The organism is Amycolatopsis sp. NPDC051903 (genome assembly GCF_044452505.1).
Taxonomy (GTDB): Bacteria; Actinomycetota; Actinomycetes; order Mycobacteriales; family Pseudonocardiaceae; genus Amycolatopsis.
The window spans coordinates 525,791-551,550 of the sequence record NZ_JBITBT010000002.1 but is presented as its reverse complement, the minus strand read 5'-3'; the positions used below and the strand labels follow the sequence as shown (position 1 = coordinate 551,550).

At 70.9% G+C, this 25,760-nt stretch carries 27 protein-coding genes; 19 read left to right on the top strand and 8 right to left on the bottom strand.

Annotation, left to right across the window (positions count from 1 at the left end; all coding sequences use genetic code 11):
- Genes ACIA77_RS06790 through ACIA77_RS06780 form a run of 3 tightly spaced genes read right to left on the bottom strand, consistent with a single transcriptional unit; the run spans window position 1 to window position 3,367 of the window.
- On the bottom strand, window positions 1-855 hold the full coding sequence (locus ACIA77_RS06790) for a metallophosphoesterase (RefSeq protein ID WP_395884812.1): 855 nt from the start codon (window positions 853-855) through the stop codon (window positions 1-3).
- Window positions 852-2,234, bottom strand: a complete 1,383-nt coding sequence (locus ACIA77_RS06785) for an ABC transporter substrate-binding protein (protein WP_395884811.1) — start codon at window positions 2,232-2,234, stop codon at window positions 852-854. Before ACIA77_RS06785 ends, ACIA77_RS06790 begins: the two co-directional genes overlap by 4 nt.
- Window positions 2,231-3,367 carry an ABC transporter ATP-binding protein gene (locus ACIA77_RS06780; protein ID WP_395884810.1) on the bottom strand — a complete coding sequence of 379 codons (1,137 nt, stop codon included), beginning with the start codon at window positions 3,365-3,367 and terminating at the stop codon, window positions 2,231-2,233. The genes ACIA77_RS06785 and ACIA77_RS06780 overlap by 4 nt, the downstream gene beginning before the upstream one ends.
- A 147-nt stretch (window positions 3,368-3,514) precedes the next feature.
- Here ACIA77_RS06780 and ACIA77_RS06775 point away from each other — a divergent pair, with 147 nt between their 5' ends.
- The 3 genes from ACIA77_RS06775 to ACIA77_RS06765 all read left to right on the top strand — a co-directional run bounded on the left by ACIA77_RS06775 (window position 3,515) and on the right by ACIA77_RS06765 (window position 5,549).
- Window positions 3,515-3,715: a hypothetical protein gene (locus ACIA77_RS06775; RefSeq protein ID WP_395884809.1), complete on the top strand. Its 201-nt coding sequence runs from the start codon at window positions 3,515-3,517 to the stop codon at window positions 3,713-3,715.
- On the top strand, window positions 3,697-4,602 hold the full coding sequence (locus ACIA77_RS06770) for a PDR/VanB family oxidoreductase (protein WP_395884808.1): 906 nt from the start codon (window positions 3,697-3,699) through the stop codon (window positions 4,600-4,602). The genes ACIA77_RS06775 and ACIA77_RS06770 overlap by 19 nt, the downstream gene beginning before the upstream one ends.
- Window positions 4,603-4,715: 113 nt before the next feature.
- Window positions 4,716-5,549 (top strand): MBL fold metallo-hydrolase, encoded by an 834-nt coding sequence (locus tag ACIA77_RS06765; protein ID WP_395884807.1) that lies wholly within the window; start codon window positions 4,716-4,718, stop codon window positions 5,547-5,549.
- Here the strand turns inward: ACIA77_RS06765 and ACIA77_RS06760 are convergent.
- Both ACIA77_RS06760 and ACIA77_RS06755 read right to left on the bottom strand, forming a co-directional pair.
- Window positions 5,525-5,866 (bottom strand): DUF190 domain-containing protein, encoded by a 342-nt coding sequence (locus ACIA77_RS06760; RefSeq protein ID WP_395884806.1) that lies wholly within the window; start codon window positions 5,864-5,866, stop codon window positions 5,525-5,527. The genes ACIA77_RS06765 and ACIA77_RS06760 overlap by 25 nt on opposite strands.
- Before the next feature lie 39 nt (window positions 5,867-5,905).
- Complete coding sequence (locus ACIA77_RS06755; protein WP_395884805.1) at window positions 5,906-6,280, bottom strand: DUF190 domain-containing protein; 375 nt, start codon at window positions 6,278-6,280, stop codon at window positions 5,906-5,908.
- Window positions 6,281-6,616: 336 nt separating this feature from the next.
- Here ACIA77_RS06755 and ACIA77_RS06750 point away from each other — a divergent pair, with 336 nt between their 5' ends.
- Window positions 6,617-7,036, top strand: coding sequence for an SMI1/KNR4 family protein (locus tag ACIA77_RS06750; protein WP_395884804.1), 420 nt, complete (start codon window positions 6,617-6,619; stop codon window positions 7,034-7,036).
- Window positions 7,037-7,140: 104 nt separating this feature from the next.
- On the opposite strand, the gene ACIA77_RS06745 is transcribed toward ACIA77_RS06750, so the two are convergent.
- The gene (locus ACIA77_RS06745) at window positions 7,141-12,081 is read right to left on the bottom strand and encodes an AAA family ATPase (protein ID WP_395884803.1); all 4,941 of its coding nucleotides are present in this window, start codon (window positions 12,079-12,081) and stop codon (window positions 7,141-7,143) included.
- A 437-nt stretch (window positions 12,082-12,518) separates the two neighbouring features.
- On the opposite strand from ACIA77_RS06745, the gene ACIA77_RS06740 reads away from it, so the two are divergent.
- The 4 genes from ACIA77_RS06740 (at window position 12,519) to cutA (ending at window position 14,521) form a co-directional block, all read left to right on the top strand.
- A complete protein-coding gene (locus ACIA77_RS06740) occupies window positions 12,519-12,869 on the top strand; it encodes a hypothetical protein (RefSeq protein WP_395884802.1) in 351 nt (116 codons plus the stop codon).
- Window positions 12,866-13,081 carry a hypothetical protein gene (locus tag ACIA77_RS06735; RefSeq protein ID WP_395884801.1) on the top strand — a complete coding sequence of 72 codons (216 nt, stop codon included), beginning with the start codon at window positions 12,866-12,868 and terminating at the stop codon, window positions 13,079-13,081. The genes ACIA77_RS06740 and ACIA77_RS06735 overlap by 4 nt, the downstream gene beginning before the upstream one ends.
- A 707-nt stretch (window positions 13,082-13,788) precedes the next feature.
- Window positions 13,789-14,094, top strand: coding sequence for a hypothetical protein (locus tag ACIA77_RS06730; protein WP_395884800.1), 306 nt, complete (start codon window positions 13,789-13,791; stop codon window positions 14,092-14,094).
- Between the two features lie 106 nt (window positions 14,095-14,200).
- A complete protein-coding gene (gene cutA, locus ACIA77_RS06725; protein WP_395884799.1) occupies window positions 14,201-14,521 on the top strand; it encodes a divalent-cation tolerance protein CutA in 321 nt (106 codons plus the stop codon).
- On the opposite strand, the gene ACIA77_RS06720 is transcribed toward cutA, so the two are convergent.
- A complete protein-coding gene (locus ACIA77_RS06720; RefSeq protein ID WP_395884798.1) occupies window positions 14,489-15,484 on the bottom strand; it encodes a hypothetical protein in 996 nt (331 codons plus the stop codon). The genes cutA and ACIA77_RS06720 overlap by 33 nt on opposite strands.
- 559 nt (window positions 15,485-16,043) lie before the next feature.
- Complete coding sequence (locus tag ACIA77_RS06715) at window positions 16,044-16,409, bottom strand: GntR family transcriptional regulator (protein WP_395884797.1); 366 nt, start codon at window positions 16,407-16,409, stop codon at window positions 16,044-16,046.
- A 45-nt stretch (window positions 16,410-16,454) separates the two neighbouring features.
- Here ACIA77_RS06715 and ACIA77_RS06710 point away from each other — a divergent pair, with 45 nt between their 5' ends.
- Genes ACIA77_RS06710 through ACIA77_RS06660 form a run of 11 tightly spaced genes read left to right on the top strand, consistent with a single transcriptional unit; the run spans window position 16,455 to window position 25,738 of the window.
- Window positions 16,455-16,862: a helix-turn-helix domain-containing protein gene (locus ACIA77_RS06710; RefSeq protein ID WP_395884796.1), complete on the top strand. Its 408-nt coding sequence runs from the start codon at window positions 16,455-16,457 to the stop codon at window positions 16,860-16,862.
- Window positions 16,862-18,925, top strand: a complete 2,064-nt coding sequence (locus ACIA77_RS06705; protein WP_395884795.1) for a type IV secretory system conjugative DNA transfer family protein — start codon at window positions 16,862-16,864, stop codon at window positions 18,923-18,925. Before ACIA77_RS06710 ends, ACIA77_RS06705 begins: the two co-directional genes overlap by 1 nt.
- The gene (locus ACIA77_RS06700; RefSeq protein ID WP_395884794.1) at window positions 18,922-19,305 is read left to right on the top strand and encodes an SsgA family sporulation/cell division regulator; all 384 of its coding nucleotides are present in this window, start codon (window positions 18,922-18,924) and stop codon (window positions 19,303-19,305) included. The genes ACIA77_RS06705 and ACIA77_RS06700 overlap by 4 nt, the downstream gene beginning before the upstream one ends.
- A complete protein-coding gene (locus ACIA77_RS06695) occupies window positions 19,302-19,460 on the top strand; it encodes a hypothetical protein (protein ID WP_395884793.1) in 159 nt (52 codons plus the stop codon). Before ACIA77_RS06700 ends, ACIA77_RS06695 begins: the two co-directional genes overlap by 4 nt.
- Entirely contained in the window at window positions 19,457-19,867 is a 411-nt protein-coding gene (locus ACIA77_RS06690) for a hypothetical protein (RefSeq protein WP_395884792.1), read from the top strand. The genes ACIA77_RS06695 and ACIA77_RS06690 overlap by 4 nt, the downstream gene beginning before the upstream one ends.
- Entirely contained in the window at window positions 19,864-20,073 is a 210-nt protein-coding gene (locus ACIA77_RS06685) for a hypothetical protein (RefSeq protein ID WP_395884791.1), read from the top strand. The genes ACIA77_RS06690 and ACIA77_RS06685 overlap by 4 nt, the downstream gene beginning before the upstream one ends.
- Window positions 20,070-20,345 carry a hypothetical protein gene (locus ACIA77_RS06680; protein WP_395884790.1) on the top strand — a complete coding sequence of 92 codons (276 nt, stop codon included), beginning with the start codon at window positions 20,070-20,072 and terminating at the stop codon, window positions 20,343-20,345. The genes ACIA77_RS06685 and ACIA77_RS06680 overlap by 4 nt, the downstream gene beginning before the upstream one ends.
- Window positions 20,342-21,070 (top strand): hypothetical protein, encoded by a 729-nt coding sequence (locus ACIA77_RS06675; RefSeq protein ID WP_395884789.1) that lies wholly within the window; start codon window positions 20,342-20,344, stop codon window positions 21,068-21,070. Before ACIA77_RS06680 ends, ACIA77_RS06675 begins: the two co-directional genes overlap by 4 nt.
- Window positions 21,067-23,292, top strand: coding sequence for a hypothetical protein (locus ACIA77_RS06670; protein ID WP_395884788.1), 2,226 nt, complete (start codon window positions 21,067-21,069; stop codon window positions 23,290-23,292). The genes ACIA77_RS06675 and ACIA77_RS06670 overlap by 4 nt, the downstream gene beginning before the upstream one ends.
- Window positions 23,289-24,770 (top strand): hypothetical protein, encoded by a 1,482-nt coding sequence (locus ACIA77_RS06665; protein WP_395884787.1) that lies wholly within the window; start codon window positions 23,289-23,291, stop codon window positions 24,768-24,770. The genes ACIA77_RS06670 and ACIA77_RS06665 overlap by 4 nt, the downstream gene beginning before the upstream one ends.
- A complete protein-coding gene (locus ACIA77_RS06660; protein WP_395884786.1) occupies window positions 24,767-25,738 on the top strand; it encodes a hypothetical protein in 972 nt (323 codons plus the stop codon). Before ACIA77_RS06665 ends, ACIA77_RS06660 begins: the two co-directional genes overlap by 4 nt.
- The last annotated feature ends 22 nt before the right edge of the window (window positions 25,739-25,760 follow it).

Here is a 25,760-nt window from a genome sequence, read left to right as displayed (position 1 = left end):
TCACCCGTTCCGGAAGAACTTCTCGAACGCGTACCGCACGCGTTCCTCCTTGTCCTCGTCGTAGACCGGCGGCGCGTCGCCGAGGTCGACGGCGGTGGCGACGAACTGGCCGTCGACCAGATCGATCCGGCTGATCCCCGCGCCGGCGCGACCGCGCATCCGGCCCGCGGGCGGGAGCGGGTCGGACCGGTAGGCGAGTGCCGGCCCGATCCACACGGGGATGCCGGCCAGCGACCCGCAGCCGGTGAAGTGGGCGTGGCCGGTGATGATCAGCCGCACGTCCGTGCCGGTGAGCACCGTCGCGAGTTCGTCCGCGTTGTGCAGCCGCAGCAGGTGCGCCGACGGCACGGGCGAGGGGAGCGGCGGGTGGTGCACGACCAGCAGCGTGCCGCGGGCCGCCGGGGTGGCCAGCTCTTCGCGCAGCCACTCCAGCTGCGCGGGTTCGAGCCGCCCGTCCGGCCGGCCCGGGGTGCTGCTGTCGAGCACGACGATCCGGACACCCGCGATCCAGTGCACGTCGTCCACGGGTGCGTCGCCGGGGGAGTCGAGCAGCTCCCGGCGGAACGCGGCGCGTTCGTCGTGGTTGCCCATCGCGTAGACGACCTGCGCGCCGAGCTCGGCGGCCGCCGGGACCACCGCGGCGGCGAGCCGGCGGTAGGCCTCCGGTTTGCCCTCGTTGGCCAGGTCGCCGGTGAGCAGCAGGCCGTGGACCCGCGACCGGGACGCGCGCAGCGTCCCGATCGCGGTCCCGAGCGTGGCGGCGGTGTCCACGACCCCGTGCACGAGCTCACCCTCGGCGCAGAGGTGGGTGTCGCTCAGCTGGATCAGGGTCAGCTCGGGTTCGGGCAGTCTCACTTGCCGCCGCCGGACAGCAGCGGGGCCGTCTGCTTCTGCGCCGCCGCGAGCGAAGCCTGCGGGTCGGCGCCCTGGAACACGGACTTCTCCACCGCGTCCATCATCGTGTCGCGGATCTGCTGGAAGTTGGTGCCGGGGAAGGCGACCCACGGCTCGATGCGCTGCAGCTGGGCCACGTTCGGCTTGATCATCGGGTTCTTCTCCGCCCACGCCTTGAGGTGCTTCGGGTCGTCCAGCAGGGCCAGCCGCAGCGGCAGGTAACCGATCTTGCTGGTGATCACGTCGTAGGCCTCGGGGCTGGTGAGGAACTTGATCAGGTCCCACGCGGCGCGCTGCTTGGCCGGATCCTTCGAGAAGACGTACAGCGCGGCACCGGAGTTGGTCGGCACGGTCGGCTTGTCCCCGAAGCTCGGCATCGGCGCGGCGCGCAGCTCCCAGCCGGCGCCCTTCGCGCCCTTGAGGTAACCGCCCTGCGCGGCACTGCTCTCCAGCATCATGCCGAGGTCACCGCGCGGGAACGCCGCCGTGGCCTGCACCTGGCTGAGCTTGGGCATCGCGCCCGCGGTGACCATGTCCTTCATCTGCTGCACGGCCTGCACCACCGGCGGCTGGTCGAACGTCAGCTGCTTGCGGTCCTGCGAAAGCACGCGCCCGCCGGCCGAGCGCACCAGGCTCTGGAAGCACCAGTCGCTCGCCGAGCGCACGAGGCAGTCGGCGTAGGCGCCGTCCTTGCCGGTGGCCTGCTTGATCTTCTCACCATCCTGCTGGACCTCGGCCCACGTCTTCGGCGGGGTGTCGGGGTTCAGGCCGGCCTGCTTGAACAGCGTCGCGTTGTAGTACAGGACCGGGGTCGACAGCACGAACGGCACGCCGTAGGTCTTGCCGTCGACGTTGCCGATGGTGCGGATCGACGGCGCGTAGGGGTACTGGCCGCCGAACTCGTCGTCGACCTCCTGCTTGCCGAACAGGTCGGTCAGCGGCTGGGCGCCGAGCTGGCCCGCGGCGAAGGCGAGGGTGTCGAACCCGAGCTGCGCCACGTCCGGCGGGTTGCCGGCCGCGATCTCCGTCTGCACGCTCGAGGTGGAGTTGTGCGCGGGGTTGGGGTCGCTGCCGTTGGGCTTCTGCGGCGTGACCTTGATGGTGGGGTACTTCTTCTCGAACCGGCCGATGAGCTCGTTGAACGTGTCGGTCCAGGTCCCGGCGAGGCCGAAGTTGTAGCTCTCGAACACGATCGAGACCTGCTGGCCGGGCGCGAGCTGCGGTGCCTGGGCCACAGTGGACGGTGCGGTGGCCGACGGGGTGCCGACCCCGCAGGCCGACACGCCCAGCAGCGTGGCGAGCGCGAGCGCGCAGCCGGCGCGGGAACGGGGGATGGTCATGCCGGTACTCCTTGGTGGGTTTCTTCAGCGGGGAGAGGCGGGAACGCGGGGGTGGCGCCGTCCTGCCAGCGCAGGCGGCGCCCGGTGGTGCGGTGGAACACGTGGACGTGACCCGGGTCGGCGGCCAGCCCGGCCTCGTCGCCCGGGGTCAGGCCCAGCGGGCGCGGGCCGCGCACGCACAGGCGCACGTCGCCGACCGTGCAGTGCGCGATCTCCTCGCCGCCGAGGTTCTCGAGCATCCGGACCGTGCCGGTCACGGCGGGGCGCGGGTCGTGCGGCCGCAGGTGCTCCGGGCGGATCCCGAGGACGACCTCCGTGTCGGGCAGCTCGCCCCGCCGGCCCAGTGGGACGTCGATCCCGGGGGCGAGCGCGACGAGCTCGCCACCACGGCTGACCACGGTGGCGGGGAACAGGTTCATGGGCGGTGAACCGAGGAAGCCGGCGACGAACTCCGAGGCGGGCTCGTCGTAGACCTCGGCGGGCGTGCCGACCTGTTCGAGGCGGCCCTGGTCGAGGATCGCGATCCGCGTGGCCATCGTCATCGCTTCCACCTGGTCGTGCGTGACGTAGACGAACGTGGTGCCCAGGCGGCGGTGCAGCTCCACGAGCTCGTACCGCGTGGACGCCCGCAGCTTCGCGTCCAGATTGGACAACGGTTCGTCGAGCAGGAACGCCCCGGGGTCGCGCACGAGCGCCCGGCCCAGCGCGACGCGCTGCCGCTGCCCGCCCGACAGTTCGCGCGGACGGCGCTGCAGCAGCTCGGACAGCTCCAGGGTGGCCGCGACTTCGCCGACCTTGCGCCGGATGTCCTCTCGGGACTGGTGCCGCGCGCGCAGCGGGAACCCGATGTTGCGCTCGACGGACAGGTGCGGGTAGAGCGCGTAGCTCTGGAACACCATCGCGAGGTCGCGCTCGCGCGGCGCGGTGTGGGTGATGTCGCGGCCGTCGAGTTCCAGCGCGCCTTCGTCGAGCGGCGTCAGGCCCGCCACCGCGCGCAGCAGCGTGGATTTGCCGCAGCCGCTCGGGCCGAGCAGCACGAGGAACTCGCCGCCGGCGATGTCGAGCGTCACGCCGTCGACGGCCGTCACGTCACCGAAACGCTTCGTCGCCCCGACGATCCGGATGTTGCCCACCGCATTTCCCTTCGCTGTCCACCCCGATGCCGGCGAATTCCAGCATGGCGGAATGTATAGGGGGTGAACGGTGGGCGAGGGAACGGTTCGAATGTTCTCGATGCCTCTGAAGTGCGAAAACGTGCTTATCAGAGGGTGTGAGAGGGCGTGGCCATCACGGATTCCAATCGGCTGATAGTCATCGGTGATGGTGGTTTCCGGGTGCCCGATCGGGAGTCTATTGAAATTTCGAATCAGGTGAATCGAAATCACCGGACCGGCCGCGATCTTCCGGCCGCGGTGGCCAGGCTGGAGGCATCCGACGAGCCATCGGACGACCAGGAGGACGCGTGCGGCGGGTACAGGTGACGGCGAAGACCAGGGAAGCCGAGGACGTGGTGTCGTTCGCGCTGAGCGGCGACGGCCTGCCGCCGTGGACGCCGGGTGCGCACGTCGACGTCGAGGTGCGGCCGGGTGTGAACCGGCAGTACTCGCTGTGCGGCGACCCGGCCGAGCGGGGCTGCTGGCGGATCGCGGTGCTGCGGGAGGACCCGAGCCGGGGTGGCTCGCGCTACCTGCACGAGGAGGTGCCGGCCGGGTCCTCGCTGCGGGTGGGCGAGCCCCGCAACAACTTCGCGCTCGAGCCGGCGCCGGCGTACGCGTTCGTCGCCGGGGGCATCGGCATCACGCCCCTGCTGCCGATGATCCGGGCGGTGGCCGCGTCCGGTGCCGAGTGGACACTCCACTACGGCGCCCGGACCCGCGCGCGGATGGCGTTCCTCGACGAGCTGGCCGCGTACGGCGACCGCGTGCGCGTGCTGCCCGAGGACGAGCACGGCCTGCTGCCGCTGGCGGACATCGTCGCGGGCGGCGGGCTCGTGTACTGCTGCGGGCCCGAACCCCTGCTCGCCGCGGCCGAACGGCTGTGCCCCGCGGACCGCCTGCGCCTCGAGCGTTTCCGCCCCAGGGAAGAGGAATTCGGGCCGGCCGGGGCGTTCGAGGTGTTCGCGTCGCTGTCGGGGCAGACGGTGGAGGTGGCGGCGACGGAGTCGGTCCTGGACGCGCTGGACCTCGCCGGCGTCGGCGTGCCGTCGTCGTGCCGCGAAGGCACGTGCGGCACGTGCGAGACGACCGTGCTCGACGGGGAGGTCGAGCACCGTGATTCCGTGCTGTCGGAGGAAGAACGCACTTCGGGCAAGACGATGATGATCTGCGTCTCGCGGGCGCGCTCGGCGCGGCTGGTGCTCGACGTGTGAGCGCGATAGGCAGCGCCAATCGATCAGTAGGTCTTTCCCCTTCGCGGCTGTGCGAGTGGTCTGCACCGGTCATGCTGCGCGGAAACCACAAGCCAGCAGATCGGAGTGCACCCATGCACCTCACCGTCCTCGGCTGCCGGTCCGGAATGCCGGCCGACGGTCAAGCCAGCTCGGGCTACCTCGTCGAGACCGCCTCGGCGCGCCTGCTCCTGGACTGCGGGCCCGGCGTCGCCACCGCCCTGTCCGCGGTGACCGAACCGACGGCTCTGGACGGCGTGGTGATCAGCCACCTGCACACCGACCACTGCTACGACTTGCTGCCCATCGGCAAGTCCCTGCTCTCGGCGACCCTCGAGTTCCCCGGCGGTCCCGCCGCCCGGTGCGCCGAGCTGCGCCGCGTACCGTTGTTCGTACCCGCAGGTGCTCGCGCGCTGTTCAAGCGCTGGGCCTCGCTGTTCCCCGTCGTCACGATGCCCCTGCTCGACGAGGCCTTCGAACGCGCCTTCGACGTCCGCGAATACGAACCGGGCGACCGCTTCGACCTCGGGGACGCCACGATCGGCCTCCACGAACTGCGCCACGTCCTGCCCAACTGCGGCATCCGCGTCGAAACCCCCACCGCGACGCTGGCCTACACCGGCGACACCGGCATGACCGACGCGGCGGTGAAGCTCGCCGCCGACGCGGATCTGCTGCTCGCGGAAGCCACGTTGAGCGCCCCCGACCGCACCGCCCACGGCCACCTGAGCGGCGGCGACGCCGGCCGCATCGCTTCTCGCGCCGGCGCCCGGGCGCTGGCGTTGACCCACTTCGCGTGCATCGACGCGCCGTGGCTGGCCCACCTCCGCTCGGACGCGGCGTCCGCGTACGACGGCCCGATCCGCTTGGTGGCGGCGGGGGAGCGCTTCGCCGTCGGCGACCCTCAGACCCGGTGCGACGGTTCGTAGCGGATGACCTCGACCTCGTCGAGGAGCACCGTGCCGTCGGCGATGAGCCCCTCGAGCTGAGGCAGGAACGCCCGGACCTTTTCTTCGGTGTCGACGATGATCACGAGGATGGGGAGGTCCTCGGCCAGGCTCAGGATCTCCTCGGTGTGGATCAGCGCCGTCGTGCCGAAGCCCTCACACCCGTGCAGCACCGTCGCACCGGCCAGCCCGGCTTCGTGGGCGCGTTTCACGATCTCGCGGTACAGCGGCTGGTGGTGCCAAGTGTCGTCCTCGCCCAGGAAGATCAAGGTGCGCAACGCCTTGCCACTCAGGTGCACGGGTCGCACCTCCTCGGTCCGGTCCGGTGGTGCCGCCGGTCATTGGGCGTGCTGCCACCAATGGGTGTGCGGGCGTTCCGGCACCGTGTAACGGATGCCCTCGACCTCGTCGAGGGTCACCAGCCCGCTCATCTCGAGGTCGTCCAGCTGCGGAAGGAAACCCCGGATCCGCTCCTCGGTGTCGGCGATCGTGATGAGCAACGGGAGGTCGTCACTGAGCCGGAACACGTGCGCGGTGTGGATCCGCGAGGTGGCGCCGTACCCTTCGATGCCGCGGATCACCGTCGCACCGGCCAGCCCCGCATCGTGGGCCCGCTGCACGATCTCCCCGGCCAACGGCTTGTGGTGCCACACATCACCGTCACCCACGAAAATCGACAGCCGCACGATCCGCTCGGAACTCTTCATGGTCATCCGCCACCTCCTGGCACGAGTGGTCACCACGCGTCTGCACCAGGAAGCCATCAGCCCCCGAGGGGGCGGTTCGGCCCGAAGACCAGGCGGGATCCATCGCCAGGTCAAGTACATCCCCGCGAGACCGCCGCGTCAAGCGTTCGCGTGCTGCTGGTGCACGTCTTGCGTGGTTGGGGTTGCGGAACCGGTGCCGCCGCCTGGGTCCGGCCGGACTTGTGTCGGCGAAGACATCGTCTTCTTCGTGTGCCGGCCCAAGTGCAGCGGCTGGTCCCGTGGCGCCGGAGGGCCCCCTGAACGGAAAGCAGCAGAGAGTTGCAGGCATGGCACCATCGCCTGGTGATCGACTGGACAAGGGTGCTCAATCCGGAAAGGCTCGGCCTGAACCTCAGGTCTGGCGCATCCGATTACGAGCTTGCGGCCCTCGAGCTGGCACTAGGAACCCCGGTGCCACCCCAACTGCGTGATCTGCTGGCGTTCAGCGATGGCTTCGAAGACCTCGCTGGGCTGTGGGAGTGCGCCTGGTCGTGTGAGCGGGTGGCCTCCGAAAACACCCAAGCCTGGCAATCGTCCAGGCTGCCCCGTACCCTGCTCGCGTTCGGTGACGACGGCGCCGGAACGTGCTTCTGCGTTCATACCCAACCCGTCGACGACCGGGTCATCCGCTGGTCCTGGATAGGACAGGACAGCGAGGCCACCTACGTCGACCTGCCCACCTTCTCGCAGACCTGGCTACTGAGCGGCGCGGAACCCAGTTAGCGTTCAAACGGCTGTGTCAGCCGAGGAAGTGTCACCCGTCATCCGGCGACGGTCCGGCACCCGTGTCTGACTCGCGACAGGTCTCCGGCTCCACTCGCGACAGCTCAACCTGGAGTGCCGGGATCAGCGGTCGCGGGTCCGGCCGCCGGTCCCGCGAGGGGAAGGTTCACGTGCAGAGTGGTGCCCGCGCCGGGAGGGCTGTGGAAGTGCAGGCGGCCGCCGATGGCTTCGGCGCGGTCTTTGAGGCCGAGCATTCCGGTGCCCTGGGTGAGGTCGGCGCCGCCGACGCCGTCGTCGCGGACCGTGAGGCGCAGGACGCCGGCGGGGGGATCGGGATCGATGGTGACGGTGACCGAGGACGCGCGCGCGTGTTTGGCCGCGTTGGTCAGGGCTTCGGCGATGATGAAGTAGGCGCTGACTTCGATGGGTTCTGGCAGGGGCGGCAACGGGTGCAGGTCGAGCTCGACCGGGATCGGTGAGCGGCGGGCGAGAGCGCGGACGGCCGGTGTGAGTCCGCCGGTGGCCCGGACGCCGGGGTGGAGGCCGTGGGCGATTTCGCGCAGCTCGTCCAGCACGCCGGTGGTTTCGGCGGCGAGGTTGTCGAGTTCGGTGGTGAGGTGGCCGGTGCCCGGGGGCATTTCGGCTTCGAGCGCGCGCAGGCGCAGGGTGATGGTGACCAGGCGTTGCTGGGCGCCGTCGTGCAGGTCGCGTTCGATGCGCTGGCGTGCTTGGTCGGCGGCGGTGACGATGCGGGCCCGGGACGCGGTGAGCTGGGTGTAGAGCTGGGCGTTGTCGAGCGAGACGGCGAGCTGGCCGGCGATGAGTTCGACGGCGTCGAGCCGGTCGGCGGTGAAGGCGCCGCGGATCAGGCGGTTTTCCAGCAGCAGTGCGGCTCGCAGGGTTCCGCGGCTGAGGATGGGGACGGCGAGCAGCGAGCAGCCGGGGAGGTCGGTGAAGCACGGGTCGTGGGCGAAGCGTTCATCCTGGGTGACGTCGTCGACCACCAGTGGCGTCTCGGTGCGGCGGAGGTAGCGCAGCACCGACATCGGCACCGCGCAGTCGTGACCGGGGGTGCCGGTGGGTTCGGGCAGCAGCCAGTCCTGCTGGTCGTCGCTCCAGAGCAGCAGGCGGACGCCGGTGGCCCCGGTCATCGCGCTGAGCACCTCGGCGACGCGCGTGTGCAGCCGCTCGACGCTGGTTTCGGAACTCAGTGCCTGGGACGCGGAGAGAATGCCGAGCAGGTCGAGGGTGCCCGTGGTGACCGCGCCGGGTTGGTTCAGCGACTCGCCGGGCTGGTTCCCGGCCGGCCTGAGGCTCGCCTCGAAATGCCGCCGCAGGGTGGGGTAGGCCCAGTCGAGCTGGGTGACCTTGGCGCTCGCACCCCACGCGGCGTAGTGCCGGCGGGCCTCGGCGAGCAGTTCGCGACCGGCGTGCTCCAGGCCGCGGGCCAGGTGGAAGCGCGCAGCGCGCTCGGTGATCAACGCACGGTGCCAGGGCCGGGGGCGCCGGGAGACCTCGCGGCGGGCCGCGTCGAACGCCAGCTCGGCGGCCCGCACGTCATCCGCCGCCCAGGCGCGCTCGGCCTCCACCCACCGCCGCAGGTGCAGGAAGTTGTCCGGGGCGTCCGCGGCCCGGGCGGCCAGCCAGCCCGTCACGTCGTCCACTTCGGACAGCAGCGCGGCGCGTTCGTCGTCGTCGGCCGCGCGGGCTTGCTCGGCGAGGGCGAGCCCGTGCAGCGAGCGGATGACGGCGGTGGGGTAGAAGCCGGCGGCGACCGGGAGCAGCCGCATCGCCGCCGCGCTCTCCCGGACCAGAACGGACAGATCCTCGGCGACGGCGGCAGCGATCGCGCGGGCGAGGTGCGCGTGGAGGAGCGCGAGCGGGTTGTCGGTGAACCGGTCGAGGGTGATCGGGTCGGCAGGGCTGCCGCCGCGGAGCACGTCGGCGAGCCACCGGTAGGTCTCGAGCACCTGTCCGGTCTGCTCGTTGCCGGTCTGGTGCACGAAGTTCAGTCCACTGTCGACTTCGGTGAGGAGGCTTTCCAGCGAGGGGGCGTAGTCCGCCAGGGACCGCACGGTCAACAGGTAGGTGTAGCCGGCGTTCGTCAGGTCGCCCCCGGCGATCAGCCCCTCCCGGGCCCGCTGGGCTTCGTGGACTCCGTTCTCGATCGGCTCCAGCCAGCAGCTGAAGAGGGCGGACCGGTGGCGCGCCCGCGACACGCCGGGCTCGGCGCCGCGGGCCTCGGCCCACGCCAGGAGCCGCCGGGCCGCGCGGTATCCGCCGACGTGGTCGCCGCGCTGCGCCACGGTGCAGTAGGCGGCGGCGCCGGCGGGCCCGAGCAAGGTGGGACCGGGGCCGTGCTCGATCCAGATCCGCAAGCCTTCCAAGCCGATCCACGCGACCGTGGCGAAATCGGCGGCGAAGTAGGCCGCCAGGAACGCCGCGTCGAGCACGTGGGTCGCCGCCAGCAGCCGGGGGTCGGTGAGGTCCGGGCGGGCCAGATCGGCGGCGGTGTCGCTGTGCTGCAGCCAGTGGTGCAGGCGCGCGAACCCCCGGTCGATTTCGGCGGGCAGCCGCTCCGGCGACGGGACGTCGAGCCCGCACTCTCGCAGCGATCGCAGGCTCAGACTGATCGCGTCCTCGAACCGGCCCTGGTGGCTGAGACTGCGCACGTGAATCGCGGTCGCGTCCGCGCGGTCCGGTGCGCTCGGGCAGAGCCGCTCGATCTCCCGGTACTCCTCGTCCGCCTCCACCAGGCGGCCGAGGCTGAACAGCGCCGCCTGCCGGGCCGTGCGCAGCTCGAGAGCCACGGTGGTCGCCGCCGGGTCGACCACTCGCAACGCGGCCTCCAGGAGCGCGTTCACCTGCGTGTGATCGCCGATCAGCGCGGCCTGGCCGGCCGTGCGCCGCAGCAGCTCGGTCACCTCTTGCCGCTCCGCGAGGTCGTCGACCGCGTCGAGCACCGGCAGGTACTGCTCGGCGGCGACCGCGAACAAGCCGGGTGTTCGGGCCAGCCGTCGTGCCATGGCCAGTTGCAACGCGCTTCGCCGCGGGGGACTGAGCCCGCGCAGGATGGCCTCGCGGATGCGGTCGTGGCGGAACCGCACGGCGCCGCGCTCCAGCACGAGCAGGCCCTCGTCGATGGGCGGGGTCAGGCGCTGCGCCACCACGTCCGACGCTTCGCCGGTGGCGGTCTGCAGCACGTCCGTCTCGACCCGCCCGCCCACGCAGGCGATCGCCTCCACCAGCTGCCGCGACGGCGGCGGCAGGGCCCGGATCCGCGACGTCAGCAGGTCGCCGCTCTCCGCCGGGCCCAGGTGGGCGCGTACCGCTGCGGGGTCCCACTGCCAGCCCGCGGAGGTCGCGGTGAGGACGCCGTGGTGAGCCAGTGCGGTGAGCAGCTGAACGGTTTCGTAGGGGTTGCCGCGGGTGCGGGGTGCGATCACCTCGGCCAGGCCCGCCGCCGCGGCCGCGTCGGCGGGCAGCATGTCGGCGACCAGGGCGGCCAGGTTGGGCGTGGACAGGTTCTCCAGCTGCAGGTACCGCACGCCGGCCCGGTCGCGTGACCGCGAGAGCGTCGGTGGCGGTGCCGTTTCCCCGTCGTTGTCCCGGTGCACGCCCACCAGCAGCAGGCCGGGGGTCGGGTCGTTGTCGAGCAAGAGGTCGACGAAGCCGAGTGGGCCGGGCCCGGCCCATTGCAGGTCGTCGAGGAACAGCACCACCGGCCGGTCCGGGGAGGCGACCGCGCGCATGATCCGAGCAGCGTTGTGTTGCGCGCGCGCTTGCGCGGTGAGGAGATCGCCGGGATCGGGCGGCACGTCCAGCAGGGCCGCGAACTCCGGCACCACGGCGGTGAGCAGGCCCGCGTTCGGGCCGACGGCGTCGATGATCCGCCGCCGGAGCTGGGACAGTTCGCTCTCCGGCTGGGCCAGCAGCAGCCGCCCCAGCGAGCGGAACGCCTGGAACACCCCGTCGAACTCCAGGTCGCGCCGGTACTGGTCGAACTTGCCGGCCAGGAACCAGCCGCCCCGGCGGGTGACCGCCGGGCGTAGTTCGTGGACCAGCGCCGTTTTGCCGACGCCGGCCACGCCGCCGATCAGCACTCCCCGGCACCGGCCCGCCGTCGCGTCCTCGAACGCCGCCCGCAACGCGGCCACCTCGGTGTCGCGCCCCACCAGCCGGGCCGGGGCGACGGGCCGGCGCGGGAAGTCGTGGTGCCCGATCCGGATCGGTTCCGTGGAGCGCCCGGCCCGGGCGTCGCGCACCCGTGCCAGGTCGTGGGCCACCCCCTCCGCGGTCTGGTAGCGGTGGTCGGGTTCCTTTTCCAGCAGGTGCAGGATGATCTCGGACAGCGGGGCCGGCAGGGCCGGGTTGACCTCGACCGGGGGCGCCGGCACCCGGGCCAGGTGGTCGTGGACCAGGCGCAGCGGGTCGCCCGCGCCGAACGGCGGCGCGCCCGTCGCCAGTTCGTAGAGCGTGGCACCCACGGCGTAGAGGTCACTGCGTTGATCCACCGGACGGCCGGTCCGCCCGGTTTGCTCGGGCGCGAGGTAGGCCAGCGTGCCGGCGATGTCGCTGCCGCCGGGGGCGGGGTCGGTGACGCAGGTGGCCAGCGCGAAGTCGAGCAGGCACGGGGTGCCGTCGGGGGAGAGCACGATGTTCGCGGGAGTGATGTCGCGGTGCAACACCCCGCGCCGGTGCACCGCCGCCACGGCTCGGGCCACCCCGAGCCCGACCTCGAGCAGGACGTCGACGGGCAGCGGCTCCGCCCGTCCGGCGAGGCTTCGGCCGCCGGCGTCCGCCAGCACGATCGACCCGGTATAGCGTGGCGCGTCCAGCAGCTGCGCGACGTTCGGAACCCCGCGAAGCCGTTCCAGCATCTCGCGCTCGTGCCGCAGCCGCTTGGGTGCGTCCGGGCCCAGCGGCTGCTTGCTCACGACGGTCCGCTCCCCGAGGGACACCCGGCAGACGCGCGTGCGCCCACTCTCGCTCAGCACGGCTACCAGCGCGGACGAACCCCGCCCCGGCAGCCCACCAGTGTCCATCCGACACCTCCACGACCCACCGCGCCTCCTGCCTACACCTGTTCCGGCCCGATTTCGACCCCTGGGCTGAACGTGAATCGAGCTCTCGTTCGTCGCTCTTCCGGAGTTCACCGATTCCGCCGAATCGCGGATACCGGAGGCTGCTCCGTAGCCACGACGAGGACGCGCGCTGGTCTATACCACTATCGCGGAGGGGCGCACGGCGGCGCACGAGTCCAGGGTCTTCGAGGTCTTGATCCAGAACGAAGCCCTGGACTTGTCCCCCCATCGCGGACTTCCCGGGGGTGGCGCTGTGAACCCCACCCCGACCTGGGCCGGTCGGATCCGGTTCCGCGCCGGCGCCGCACGCCGAGGTCACCGGCTCCGCCGCGGAGGCCCACCACACCGTTCGCGTCGCAGCTCCGAAGACCTCTGAGACCTCCCGAAAGGAACAAGCGATGACTTATCTCGACCTCGTGTCCTCTCCTCTCTCTGGCCAGGGTGTTTCCGTGGTGATGGGCGGCGTGACCGTGGCCATGCCCCGGCCGCACCTGCCGATCGGCGGCGGCCTGGGCATGGCGCCGGCGCTCGAACCCACCGCGAACGGGGTCCTCGTCGGGATTGGCACGTGCGTACTGCCCGAGCGGGGCCGAGCCCTGCCTCTGCCGATCCGGCGCCGGGATCAGGCCGTGCAGGCGGCGCCCGCATTCGACCGCGACCTGGGCGTCGCCGCGACCTCGCCCGCAGCCGAAGCCGGGCCGTGGCGCGTGCGCTGGGGCGAGCAGCAGCGGACAGGCGGTCGGACGTGACCACCACCGAGACCCCCCGGCGGGCGCGGGTGTGGCTGGCGGCCGGGCTCGGTGCGCGGCCGGCGCCGATCGACCGGCCCACCGTCCGCGACCACCTGATGCGCCACTGGCGCCCCGGCCCGGACGGCCGCTGGCACACCCCGGACGGCCGGCACCACGCCGACTGGACCGAGCTGCACACCCGATACGACCTGGTGGAGGTGACCCGCTGAGCACCAGCAAGACCCGCGACGGCAGCCCTCCACGACACAACTTCGCGCGACGACGTGGCCTCGAAGCTCGTCTACCTCCACCTCGGACACCCAGAAAGGGTCAGGCCTGCATCGAAGTCGACCCGACGAAGCACAAAAGTCGGTAGTGGTGCTGCGGGTCCTGGGCGAGCAACCGCCTCGCACCCCACGGTCCTATCTGGACCTGTGGGTGCCGCCCGCGGGTCGTGATCCGAGCTCTGGTCCCCAAGTGTGCAGTGAGCTGATCAAGGCGAGCCCTTGGCCTCACATACAAAGAAGCCGCTAGACCTGGGATTTTCCCACATCTAGCGGCGTTCTCGTCCGGTCGGGCTGACAGGATTTGAACCTGCGACCCCTTGACCCCCAGGACTCAGACACCGCTCTGACCTGCGAAAACAGCGAAATCTGATAACTCTCTCATCTCTCGTACACTGCGATTTTCCTGGTGTTGCATGCTTGGCTGTCCCCAAGCTGTCCCCACGTTTGCCCTGCGGCCCGACGCCTTTGCAGGATGTCACCTTGCGCAATCGCGGCAGGCGGTGTTCGAGTCTCGGCTGACTAAACGCCGAGCGCACGACCGTAGGTCACCGTAACGTTCGCTCGCTGCGCAACGACAGCCTGCTAGCCCGGAAGATCACCGCGAGATCGTGGCCTCGGCTCAGAGCTCGCGGGTGCTGAGGAGGTTGCTGGTGGCCGCCGACCTGGAAACGTTGGTAGCGCAGGTGTGGAGCCCCGAAGTGCGCCCCTTGGCCGAGGAAGCTTGGCGTTGCTACAACGCCGGCGCCATCCGGTCGAGCATCGTCGCGACCTGGGCCGCGGTGAGCATGGACATCATCGTGAAGCTGATCCGGCTGGCTGACGAGGGCGATAAGGCGGCCGTCCAGTTTCGTGAAGAAGTGCCTCCGTTGAAAAAACGAGGCGTTGCGCCCACCGGCCCTCCAGTGCTCGCGCGAACAGTCCTGACCGAATGGGCCCGCTTGCACGCTCGCCTCTGACTGCCGGCACAAGAGGCTGGCGATCTATTCGTATGCGCTGGTGATCTGGCATCACGTTGTCCACGTGTTGACGTTCTGCCACCACGTGGCCGAGTAGTCTGGCGTCATGAGTGACGTCTGGCAGATCCAGGTCGCGGCGCCGACGGAAGCCGTCGCGTTGAAGCTGGCCCAGGGAGCCGTTGAGGCACGGTTGGCCGCAGGTGGGCAAGTGGTCGGCCCCGTGACGAGCGTGTTCTGGCACGAGGGTGAGTTCGGTACCGGTGAGGAGTGGCAGACGATCCTCAAGACCACTGACGAGCGCTACCCGGACCTCGAGCGGTTCCTGGTCGAGAACCACGAGTGGACGAACCCGGAGATCACGGCACTTCCGCTAGTCGCCGGGTTCGCACCGTACCTAGCTTGGGTTCAGCGGACGACGAGCCAGTAGCGCACCAACGTCAGACTCGGCCTGGAACGCAGTCAGCCGGTCGAGCACATCGCTAAGCCGCTCAGCCGGACGCGGCGACGCGACGCCGGCTGACAAGTCGAGCGCGCGCCCCGTCGTTGCGGCTGCCTGTTCAACCTCGCCCGCGTCGATGTATGCCTCGCTAAGCCACGACAGGTAGAGAGCCTTGTCGCGTGCGTGGCTATCGGCGTACGCAGCCATGGCGCTTTCCATCACCGGGACGGCACGCAGTGGCTTGTGCAACTCGGTCCAACACCTACCCGCCATGATCTGCAGTTCTACGGGGTTGTGTGCCCATGCTGCCCAGCCTGGGCTGTCGTCAGTTGCAGGCGCGAGCGCAAGCGCGTTCTCCGCACGGCCGAGAACCTCATCGGTTCGACGAACGTCACCGGCGAGTGCGTAAGTCCATGCGGCGCGCTGGTACAACAAGGACTTCACGGTCGGCTCGACCGTCGCATCTGCGACAGCCACTGAGCCGTTAGTGACTTCGATGCCGCGTTGGCCGCTCGACACGAGTTGGTAGGCCTTGTGTGCCAAGGCATTGGCGCCAAGGTCGGCATTTCCGGCTTCCATCGCGGCCTTATAGCTCATGTCGTACAAGCGGGTCGCTTTGTCTTGCCAGCCTGCGTCAAACGCGGCCCAGCCTGCTTGCTGTGCTTGCTCGGCGAAGAGGTTCAGTAGCTCTCGGCGGACTGCGCCCGAGAAGCTGTTTGACTTGAGGATCTTGCCCGTCCGCTCTACCTCTGCGAGATAGAAGCGGTACGTCTCCGCGCCGCCAAGGTGGTCGTCGAGGTTGCGCAAACGGACCGCGTTGGCCCTGAGTTCAGCGAGCGTACTCGCGCCGATTCGGGGTCCGCTGGTGGCAGACGGAAGACCGGTCGTTCCGCCGGCGAGCGCCGTGGCTGCGAGGCCAGCCCCTAGTTTGACGAAGTCGCGTCGCAGCACGGAAGTATCCCCGTTCTCTGGAGGGCTGGGTGATGTCGAGGCCGGTCGCGCCGTGCTCGTTGATTCCGTCGCGTCTTCCCACGGCCTCGGCGCGAGGTTGAACATCGTTCCGGGGATACGCAACCCATCGGCGACCCGCTCAAAGAGCTCAACCCGTTGGGCTTGTACTCGGCCCGCGATGTAGTCCTGGACGCGCGACACTGTCATCTCGCACCGTCGAGCTAGGTGTGACGAAGAGAAGCCGACACCGCCCCATTGCTTGGCGAGTCTCAGGACCTCGCCGAGTTCGCGTGCGGCGCATGCCCGCGCGAACTCGGGTCGAGTCAGAACCTGGGTGCTGAGGTGCTCTGCTGGCCGCTCCCGTACCACGTGTCAATCCTCCCCCGGCCAGCCCTGGAAGTCTGCTGGTTACTGATCAGTTTACCCAGGTTGGGTACTCAAAGCGGCCTTATCCCGGGGGTGCGATTCCCGGTTTTCTTGCGTCATGAGCAAGACCAACCACCCCCGTGACCAGCGTGAACATTGCGACCGAAGGAAAGAACGTTATAGCGAGTGCTCCTTATTCCGACTCGCCTCCGCGACTCTCCAGGTCAGTGAGTCGACGCTTCACTGCCTCCAGCTCGCTGGTCAGCTCGTCCAGTCTCGCGGACAAGTGGGCCGCGTCCGCCGTGCTGCCAACCTCGTCGTGCTTGTCGAGTCGGACGAACGACCCCTTGCCTTGCCGAGAAACGACCAAGCCCTCTGTGCGGAGGACGCCCAAAGCACGCTTTGCTGTCTCGATGGCGATGCCGTGCTCGGTTGCGATCGCCGAATACGTCGGCAGCTGGTCGCCGGGCACCAGGTCGCCGCGACGAATTGCTGTTCGCAGCTTGTCCGCGACCTGCATGTAGGCCGGCCGAGAGTCGTCAGGGTCGAGCGAATTCATGCTCCACATCTTACGAGCTTCGCTAGCGAAGACGGCTCTGCTGGCATGGCGCTCTTGTCGAAACTAGCTAAGACGTCTAAGCTAGCTATGTGCGCAGTTGTTGCAGGCGTCGCCGCGACGCCTGGTGAAACGCAGGAAGCCCCGGCCAGTGCTGCAACACCAGCCGGGGCGCACATCGAAACCCTTGGAGAAACGATGCAGGTTGAGCGTACCCGGCTGTACCGCGTTCGAGCGGTCGCGGACGAACTCGATGTCTCGGTGGCGACGATCTACAGGGCGGTGGAGTCCGGAGCGCTGCGCGCGATCCGGCTGGGCACCGGCAAAGGCGCCGTTCGGATCTGGGGCCACGCAATCGAGGACTACCTGGCGGCGTGCGAGTCGGCGGCCGTGACGCGTGCGGACCACGCCCAGGAGGACCAGCCCGAGGCTGTCGCTGCTGGGGGTGCGGCCTGATGCGGACGTTCAAGGCGTTTCTGATTTCGGCGGTGCTGGTCGGTGCGGGTGTGTTGGCGAGTGGCTGGCACGTGAAGGTGGCGGCGGTGTGGCCGTGGCTGGTGACAGCTGGTGTGGCCGCGGCGGTGCTGGGTCTGGCGGAGCTGATGAAGGGCAACGCGGCCCGGACGGTGACGGTGGCGGCCGGGCTGGTGGGGCTGTCGCTGTGGTTCCTCGGTTGGGTGCCGGCGGAGACGCCGGGCTACGGCGTGTGGCCGTGGGGCCTGATCCTCGGCGCCCCGGTGCTGCTGGTGGCCGCGGTCCTGGGCCTGCGGGGCCGGGGTGGTTCGCGCGGGCTGATCGGCCGCTGGTCGCGGCGGTCGCGCCGCAACGGCGGGGTGGCGTCGCGCTGGCAGATCTGGCGGGTCGCCTCGAAGCGGGCGATGCGGCGGAAGGCGAAGGTGTTGAAGCCGTCGCTGCGTAAGGAGATGTGGTGGACGCGCCGGCAGGTGCCGGTGACGGAGTACGCGACGGCGATCGCGCGGGTGGGCCGGCAGTGGGTCTGGTCGCCGGTGGAGGACGTGACGCTGCGCTTCGGTGGCCCGCGCTCGGGTAAGACGGGGGAGCTGGCGTGCCGGATCCTGGACGCGCCGGGCGCGGTGATCGCGACCTCGACTCGCACGGACCTGATCGACCTCACGTCCAAGCTGCGTGCGCGTCGCGGTCCGACGTACGTGTTCAACCCGAGTGGGCTGGGCCGGTTGGCCTCGACGATCACGTTCGACCCGCTGACCGGGTGCGAGAACCCGGTGACCGCCACCCACCGCGCCAGTGACCTGCTGCCGGGCGACGGCGGTAGCGAGGAGCGGGAGCACTGGGTGTCGCAGGCCCGCCGCGCGTTGGCGGCGTTGATGCACGCCGCGGCGCTGGGGGAGCTGTCGATGCGGGACGTGCAGGGCTGGGTCGCCGACCCGGAAGAGGCCACCGACGAGGTGCTGCGGCTGCTGCGCCGCTCGCCGGAGCCGGCGTTCGAGACGGCCGCGCAGCAGTTCCTGACCACGAACGAGCGCACCCGTTCCTCGATCACCACGACCGTCATGCCGGCGTTGGCGTGGCTGACCGACCCGACCGCGACAGCGGCCGCGACCGGTGGCGGCTTCGACGTGGAGCAGCTGCTGGCCGAGCACGGCACCGTCTACATGCTCGGCGCCGAGGAGGGGCACACGGCGCCGCTGGTGGCGGCGTTGACCGCGCACATCGCGCGGGAGTCCCGGCGGATCGCGTCGGAGTCGCTGGGTGGCCGGTTGGACCCGGCGTTGACGCTGGTTCTTGATGAGGCAGCGCTGGTGTCTCCGGTGCCGTTGGACAAGTGGACCGCGGACATGGGTGGGCGCAACATCACCATCCACATCGGAGCGCAGTCGCGGGCGCAGCTGCGGGAGCGGTGGGGCGACACCGGGTGCGCGGCGATCATGACGAACTCGGCGACGGTGCTGATCCTGGCCGGTGCGCGTGACGACAACGACCTGCAGGCCTATTCGACGTTGACGGCCGACCGGCACGAGATGGTCGAGACCGAAGATGCCGAGGGCAACGTCACCGGGCGGACCCCGCAGCGGGTGCCGGTGCTGACGCCGGGGGAGATCTCGCAGCTGCCGGAGCTGCACGCGGTGGTTGTGCGCCGGGGGATGCCGGCGGCGATCGGGAAGCTGCAGATGGCGTGGAAGCGCGGCGACGTGAAGGGCGCGGAGCGGCAGGAGCGGTGGGAGGCGTTCGCCGACCGCTGGTTCGAGCGCCGCGAGGTGTGGGTGATCCGGTTCGCCGCGTTCGTCGACGCGCTGGCCGACAAGGTCGAGCCCTGGGTGTCGCGGATGCTCGACCGCGCCACCGCGGGCGGTTCGGAGACCGGCGGCGAGGACGCCGCGGCGACGGGCGGGATGCGCCCGGTGCTGGCGACGGCGACCCGGCTGGATGACGAGGAATCGTTGGCGCGGCTGGATGCCGAGCTGGACGCCGAGTTCTCCACCACCCCCGGCAGCGAGCACCCCGTCGGCGAGGACGAGGTCGAGGGGGAGGGGCGATGAGCGCGTTCACGATGCCGCTGCCCGCGCTGCTTCACACCGGGCACGCCACGATCTCGGCCAGCTACGACTCGAGCGAGCCGTATGCGGTCACGTTCGGGTTCGACGTCGTGCAGCCCGGCCTGGAGTGGGCGGTCAGCCGCGAACTGTTGGCCGACGCTCTGATCTACGGCACCGCCGGCCAGGGCGACCTCAAGGTCACCGTCCGCGGCGACCTGGTCGTGCTCGGCCTGTCCAACCCGAACGGCACCGGAACGGTGGTGCTGCGCCGCGACGACATCGACACCCTCGTGGCCCACGCGCACCGCATCGTGGCGCCCGGCTGCGAGTCGCAGTTCCTCGACTGGTCGGACACGACCGAGTTCCCGGGGGTGGCGCTGTGAACCCCGCCCCGGCCGGCGGCCGGGCCGACCCGGCCCCGCGCGAACCGGCGTGGGCGCTGCACGAGGCGCTCACCAGCCCCGCCGCCCAAGACCAGCACCGGGCCCGCCTCGCCGCGGCCCGTACCGAGAACTCCCGAAAGCAGGCCACCCGATGATGCTCGCGACGATCAACAACAAGTTCGACGACCTCGACGAGTTCACCACCTTCCGCGTCGGGCTGGATGCCTACCTCAACGCGGTGAGCACCGTGCTCGGCCAGGCCCCGACGATCAAGAGCGGGCTGATCGAGCTGCACGCCTCGATCCTGCGCCACGCGTGCAATGGGCTCGCGCCGAAGGAGCACCTGGCCGCGGCGGCTGTCCTGTTCGGGCTGACCCAGGCGGTGCGGCAGGGCCGACACGACGTTCCCAGCTACGCCGTGCGCAACACGGTCGCCTACCTCGTGCAGGCCACCCGTAGCCCCGTCTACGAGACCAACAGCAGCCAGTACCTCGAACTGGCTCGCTCGTGGATGGCGCACGCCTACCTCGCCGCTGGCGTCGAGGGCGGTGACCCCCGATGACGACCGCCGCCCAGCGGGCGCGGGTGTGGCTGGCGGCCGGGCTCGGTGCGAGCCCGGCGCCGGCCGACCGGCCGACCGTGCGCGATGACCTGATGCGCCAGTGGTGTCCCGGTTCGGACGGGCGCTGGCACACCCCCGATGGCCGGCACCACGCCAACTGGACCGAGCTGCACACCCGCTTCGACCTCGTGGAGGTGGCTCCATGAGCCGCGACCGAACCACAAGCGAGCGGATCACGTTGACGCGCAGCGCGGTGCTGGAGCTGTGCCGGGAAGCCCGCGCTCACGGCTACGCCTGGGGCCGCAGTGACGAGCACCGGGCGCAGTGGGAGGCCCGACTCACCGGCACCGCTGTCGCCGCGCCGGTGGACCAGTTCGCGTTCGTCGCGAAGGTCATGGCCGCCCGGGAGGACGTCTTGCCCGCGCTGTGGCGCGACATGCAGGCCGCCCGAGACGAGAAAGGAGACGAAACCCGATGAGCACCGACAACACGACCCCTAACAGCGGCGCGAACGCGAACGGCAGCTCGGACAACACGGTGCGGGCGGTGTGGGGCCTCGCGAAGGAGGTCGAAGGCCTGCGCACGCAGTTCGAAACCCAGGTGGGGGAGTTGCGGGCGACGGTGGTGCCGTTGACGGCGATGCCGGAGAAGGTCTCGACGCTGGCCCGCACCGTCCGGGGGATCGCCGAGCAGCTCGCCGCCGGCGGCGAGTCGGAGGTGCCGTCGTGGTCGTGGCTGGATCTGCCGGCCGACCTCGACCGCTCCCAGGCCATGCTCACGGAGCTGACGGTGTGGATGCGTCGGATCTTCCTGCGTTACCCCGACGCGGTCGGGGCGTTGCCGGAGTGCTGGATGTGGCATCCCGACATCGTCGAGGAACTCCTCTGGCTGGCCGCTGCGTGGCACTCTGCCTACCGCGACGAGGACGCCACCGTCGCGCGTGCCGCGGACTGGCACGACCGCTACCGGCCGGGTGTGGTGCGCCGGATCAAGGGCAGCGCGGGCGGGTGCTCGCTGGAAAACCACGAGGACGGCGGCCCGTTGCACCGGCCGGCGCCGGGCGTGCCGATGGGCGAAGGCCTCGCCCCGATCGCGCTGTGGTGGGCCGAGCAGCGCGATACCCCCGCGCCGGTGCCGACCGCCGAGCAGCTGGCCGCCGCGCAGACCGCGGCCCGCCAGCGCCGAGGGGGTGCCCGGCGATGAGCAGCAGGCCGTATCAGCCCGGGGAACTCGACGCGCGGCGTCGGGCCGCCGGGCAGGGGATCGACCGGTACCGCGCGCTGCGCGCCGGAGGGCTTGACGAGGCGTCGGCGCTGGCGCAGGTCGGGCCGGAGCGGTCGTTGGCCGGGCAGGCCGCGATCGGGTTCGCGTTCATGACCGGCAGCGGCGTGAGCGAGGACGAGGCCCGGGTTCAGGCCGTGCACGACGCGGTGGTGGCCGAGGCCGTCGAGCAGGGCTACGAGATCTGGCGGGAGGGCGCCGCCCCGGTGCCGGGGCTGCGTCCGGAGTGGATGGACGAGCTGGAACAGGCCGCGACCCGCGCGGTGGCCGAGCGCCACCATGACCGGGCGTTCCTGCGCAGCCTCGACGCGGCAGGCGAGGCCGACCCGGCCCGCCGCGCCGGGCTGGAGGCCGAAGCCCGGGCGCTGTCGGAGCGAGCGGAGGCGTTCACGGCCCGGGCCGCTGAATTGGGCCGGGACAACGATCCGGTGCGGGAGCTGGAGATCCAGCACACCGTGGACGGCATCCGCGAACGCGGCCTCAACGCCACGTTCGATGCTGTCTCCGACCAGGACGCCGACTGGCAGCAGACCCAGCCGTACCCCACGCCGCTGGGTGACGGGCAGCGGATGTGGCTGCAAGCCCTGATGCGTCAGGGCATGTCGATGACCAGCGCCGAGCGGTTCGTACGCACGCACGACCGCGCCGATGCCGGGATCACTCGGTACCGGCAGGGATTGGAAGCAGGGCTGTCGGATGAGGCCGCTGCGGCCCGGGCAGCGAGCGGGGACGAGGTCGCCGACGCCGCGATCATGCGGTTTCGGGACCAGGTAGCCCAGGGACGGGACGCGAGCGCGGCCCACTTCGCCGCCCAGGCAGCGGCGGTCGACGCCGCCCTGGGTAGCGGCGACAACCAGGAATCGCTGTTCAGCGGCGACGCTCTCCGCGCGCCGGACCAGACGGAAAGCAGCAGCGGCGCGACGTCCGCGCCGACGATGCGGCTGCCCGACGACGACGTTGAGGTGATCGTCATCGATCCGGCCGAGCTGATGCCGGCCGATGTGGCGCTGCGCAACTACTTCACGGCGGAGTCCGCGGTCGAGCAGTTCGAGCGGGTGCTGGCCGAAACCGGTGATGCCGACCGGGCGCGGGCCGAGGTCGACAGCGCGTTCCCGGAGGAGTCGGCGGTGGCGAATGCGGCGGTCGAGCGGTACGAGCAGCTGCGGATCGCCGGGCGGGGCGAGGAGGAAGCCCGCAGCCAAGTCGCCCGTGATGTTGCCGACCGGATGACGCCGGGACTCTCGGCCGAGGAGGCCGCGCGGGTGGCGGCCGCGTTCGCCGAACCCGCGGTCGGGGAAGGCGACGTCAACGACGCGGACTGGCGGTGGAACCCGCCGGCGTCCTCGCTCGTGCCCGAGCGCGAACCGGAAGCGGGCAGCTGGATCGCCCGCAACCTCCCGGCGACGCCGGACCTGGTCGTGCCCGACGAGTACGAGCCCGACTACCTCACCCCCGAGGAGGACGAGCTCGAGCAGCTCGCCTTCGACAACGGCGAGGAAGGCGTGAGCCCCTACCTCGGGATGGCCGCACCGATGGTCGTCAACCAGTCCGGCGTGCTGCGCAGCTGGGGCCCGGCCCCCGACGCGACCCACGCTCACTTTGTCGACGACGGGGACGACGACGTCAGCTGGCCGATGCTTCGCAGCACCGATCCGACGGTTGCCGAGTTCTGGGCGGCGGTGCACGCGGAACTCGACCGGATCGCCCCGCCCGGCACGCCGGAGCGGGCACAGGCGGTGCTGGCTGAGGCCGCCGAGATACGCGAACACATCAACGGCTGCACCCGCGAGACCGCGCAGTGCGAGACGTGCCACGCCCAATGGCCGGGCGACGGCCGGTTCTGGGAGACCGACGTGCCTGCCGCGCAACTCCTGCTTGACGCCGACACGACGGCCGTCGAGTCGGGCATCGCCAGCCGCGACACCGCTGAGGTGCTGGACCGGATTGACGGCGTGCTCGCCGAGCCGGAGCCGTCGCCGCTGGCTGAGGTGGTCGAGCAGTGCGGGCGCGCGGTCGACGAGGCGAGCGACGCGACGCATCGCATCGCGGTCATCGGCGCGGACACCGAGCGGGCCCAGCGACTGGCCCGTTGGAACGCCGACGACCAGACGCACGAGAACACCGAAGGGTGGGAACGGGCATGAGCATCTTCGACCGCATCGCTCGGTTCGGCAAGAACTCGCGGAATGCCGCGTCGGTCGCGGCGCAGGCGGCGCAAATGGAGGCCATCAACGCGTCCTCGGCCGATTTCGCCGCCTCCGTGTTGGGGACTGTTGACCCGCAGGACATTCGGGCGCGACGGGAGGCGCAGCGAACGATCATGGACCCGGACGTCGCAGACCGCATTCTGGACACTGCCGCGAGGGCGCCCTGGCGCCAGGCCGGGACGTCGGAAGACCCTCACGCGCGTGAGAGCAACTCCGAGATGTTCCGCCGCACCGTCTCCAGCGAGTGCACTCGGCTGGGTGTTGATGAACGCGACTTCTATCGCGTACATCCCGCGCTTTTCTCCAGGTACTGGCCGACGACCGTAGCGGAGCGCGGGCCGGACCCGGATGTGCTTGATCACGCGCAGGAGGCGGCAGCCGAGCGTGCGCGGGCGGCCGAGCGTCTGCAGGCCGAACGCAAGGCTGCCGCGCGGGCTCAGGAGGGGCCGCAGCCTTTCAGCCTTGACCCGGCTGTGGCCGACATCGAACTGGCTCACATCCTCGCGCAGATGGACGCGTTGGACGACGACGAGCCCTACGTGACCGACCGCGCACCGGAGCCAGGCAGCTGGATCGCCCGCAACCTGCCTGCTCGGCCCGAGCACGAGCTGGTCGACGGCGCCGAGCAGGAGGGACTCGCCGCGGGTAGTGCCGCCGCCGCGGCGGAGATGTCAGCCGACGGTTCCACGGCGGAGAGCATCCGCGCCCGGCTGGCGAACCTGCCGGCCGGACCGGTGACCGAGGCGGACCTCGACCGGATCGGCGTCACATTCGACCAGGTGGACCGGCTGCCACAGGAGCAGCTGCCCGCATCGGTGCGCGAGTTCGTGGCCGCCGAAAACGCCCGCGCCGACGAGGAATACACCCGCGCGTACTACGCAGAGCAGCGCGCCGCAGCCGACGCGCTGAGTCTCGGACAGGCCCGGGCAATCGTTGCCCGTGCCGCCGAGCTGCGCGACCACATGAACGACTGCAACCGCCCGGTCGAGCACTGCGACACCTGCAGCGACCAGGAACGCGACGACGCCGCCTACTTTTGGGACGACGTCACCGCTGCCCGCACGCGCCTGTCTGGCCTTTCCGACGAGCAGATCGCCGCCCTCGAAGCCGACGAGTCCGCCGACGGAGACACGATCGGCGGCACCGAGGTGCCGCGCGCGCAGCTCGCACCGATCGAGAACGACTCCGAAGCCGTCGATGCGTTGCTGGGCCGAATCGACGACGTGCTCGCCGAGCCGGAGCCGACGCCATTGGCCGAGGCGGTCGAGGAGTGCGGGCAGGCGGTTGACGAGGCCGCCGACGCGTCGCACCGCATCGAGGTTGCCGGTGAGGACGCCGAGCGCGCGCGGCGGCTGGCCCGCTGGAGCGCCGAGGACGAGACCCACGAGAGCACCGAAGGGTGGGAGCGGGCATGAGCACGCACAGCACGAGCGGGAAGACGACGTCGCGGTGGGCGACGCTGGCGGTGTTCGTGCCCGGGTTGTTGGTGGCGTTGGGCGCGGCGGCCGCGACGGCGCACGGCCTGTTCGAGGTCGCCGTGGCGTCGGGCGTGCCGGGCGGGATCGCCTGGATTTACCCGTTGATCACTGACGGCCTGGCGATCGTCGCCTACGCGGCGACCTCGCGTCTGGTGGATCACGGGCGCGGCTACGCGTGGGCGGTGGTGATCCTCGCGGCGGGGCTGTCGGGTCTGGCGCAGGCGAGCTATCTCGCCGGCGGTGTCGGTGCCCCGGTCGACCCGCCCGCCGTCGCCGCTGCCGCGGCGGCCGGAGTGGAGGCGATGCCGCCGACCTCGGGCCTGCTGCGGTTCGGCGTGGGGGCGTGGCCGGCGTTGGCGGCGGCGATCGTGGCCCACCTGTTGTTCATGCTCGCAACGGAACGCCGTACGGACAGCGACGCGGCGGGAGTGGATGCGGGTGCCGGTGCGGCGCCGGGCGCCGCTGTCGCGGTCGCTGATCCGGTCGCGCCGTCGGCTCCGCTCGTTCAGCCGGACCACGTTCAGCGCCCCGCCGTTCAGTCCCCGTCCGTCCACTCGGGCCCCGTACAGCCGGAGGCGTTGAACGTGTCCGCGTCGCCGGTCCCGGGTGGACGTACAGCCGAGCAGGCCCCAGGCGTCCAGTCGCCGGGCGAGCGCGAGGCCCTCGATACGCCACCGCGGCCGGAGCGTCCGGCCGCGGTGGCGTCCTCGCCGAAGAAGGACCGGGCGCGCGCGGAGGCGCGCAAGCACCAGGCCCGCACCGGCAGCCTCCCGACAGTCGACGAACTGATGGAACTCGCCGAGGTCTCACGAGGAACCGCCGGAACCGCCCTGCAGGAACTCCGGCAACAGCCCGCACCCCTGCACGTGATCACCGAACTCAACACCCACCAGGCCAACTCATGAGCCCAGCAACCCACATCACCAA

Coding starts and splice junctions, on each gene's coding strand:
- ACIA77_RS06715 (WP_395884797.1), bottom strand. CDS start 16,409: ATGAATTCGCTCGACCCTGACGACTCTCGGCCGGCCTACATGCAGGTC.
- ACIA77_RS06690 (WP_395884792.1), top strand. CDS start 19,457: ATGATGCTCGCGACGATCAACAACAAGTTCGACGACCTCGACGAGTTC.
- ACIA77_RS06685 (WP_395884791.1), top strand. CDS start 19,864: ATGACGACCGCCGCCCAGCGGGCGCGGGTGTGGCTGGCGGCCGGGCTC.
- ACIA77_RS06700 (WP_395884794.1), top strand. CDS start 18,922: ATGAGCGCGTTCACGATGCCGCTGCCCGCGCTGCTTCACACCGGGCAC.
- ACIA77_RS06675 (WP_395884789.1), top strand. CDS start 20,342: ATGAGCACCGACAACACGACCCCTAACAGCGGCGCGAACGCGAACGGC.
- ACIA77_RS06755 (WP_395884805.1), bottom strand. CDS start 6,280: ATGACCATGAAGAGTTCCGAGCGGATCGTGCGGCTGTCGATTTTCGTG.
- ACIA77_RS06765 (WP_395884807.1), top strand. CDS start 4,716: ATGCACCTCACCGTCCTCGGCTGCCGGTCCGGAATGCCGGCCGACGGT.
- ACIA77_RS06670 (WP_395884788.1), top strand. CDS start 21,067: ATGAGCAGCAGGCCGTATCAGCCCGGGGAACTCGACGCGCGGCGTCGG.
- cutA (WP_395884799.1), top strand. CDS start 14,201: ATGAGTGACGTCTGGCAGATCCAGGTCGCGGCGCCGACGGAAGCCGTC.
- ACIA77_RS06710 (WP_395884796.1), top strand. CDS start 16,455: ATGGCGCTCTTGTCGAAACTAGCTAAGACGTCTAAGCTAGCTATGTGC.
- ACIA77_RS06745 (WP_395884803.1), bottom strand. CDS start 12,081: ATGGACACTGGTGGGCTGCCGGGGCGGGGTTCGTCCGCGCTGGTAGCC.
- ACIA77_RS06680 (WP_395884790.1), top strand. CDS start 20,070: ATGAGCCGCGACCGAACCACAAGCGAGCGGATCACGTTGACGCGCAGC.
- ACIA77_RS06785 (WP_395884811.1), bottom strand. CDS start 2,234: ATGACCATCCCCCGTTCCCGCGCCGGCTGCGCGCTCGCGCTCGCCACG.
- ACIA77_RS06740 (WP_395884802.1), top strand. CDS start 12,519: ATGACTTATCTCGACCTCGTGTCCTCTCCTCTCTCTGGCCAGGGTGTT.
- ACIA77_RS06660 (WP_395884786.1), top strand. CDS start 24,767: ATGAGCACGCACAGCACGAGCGGGAAGACGACGTCGCGGTGGGCGACG.
- ACIA77_RS06665 (WP_395884787.1), top strand. CDS start 23,289: ATGAGCATCTTCGACCGCATCGCTCGGTTCGGCAAGAACTCGCGGAAT.
- ACIA77_RS06705 (WP_395884795.1), top strand. CDS start 16,862: ATGCGGACGTTCAAGGCGTTTCTGATTTCGGCGGTGCTGGTCGGTGCG.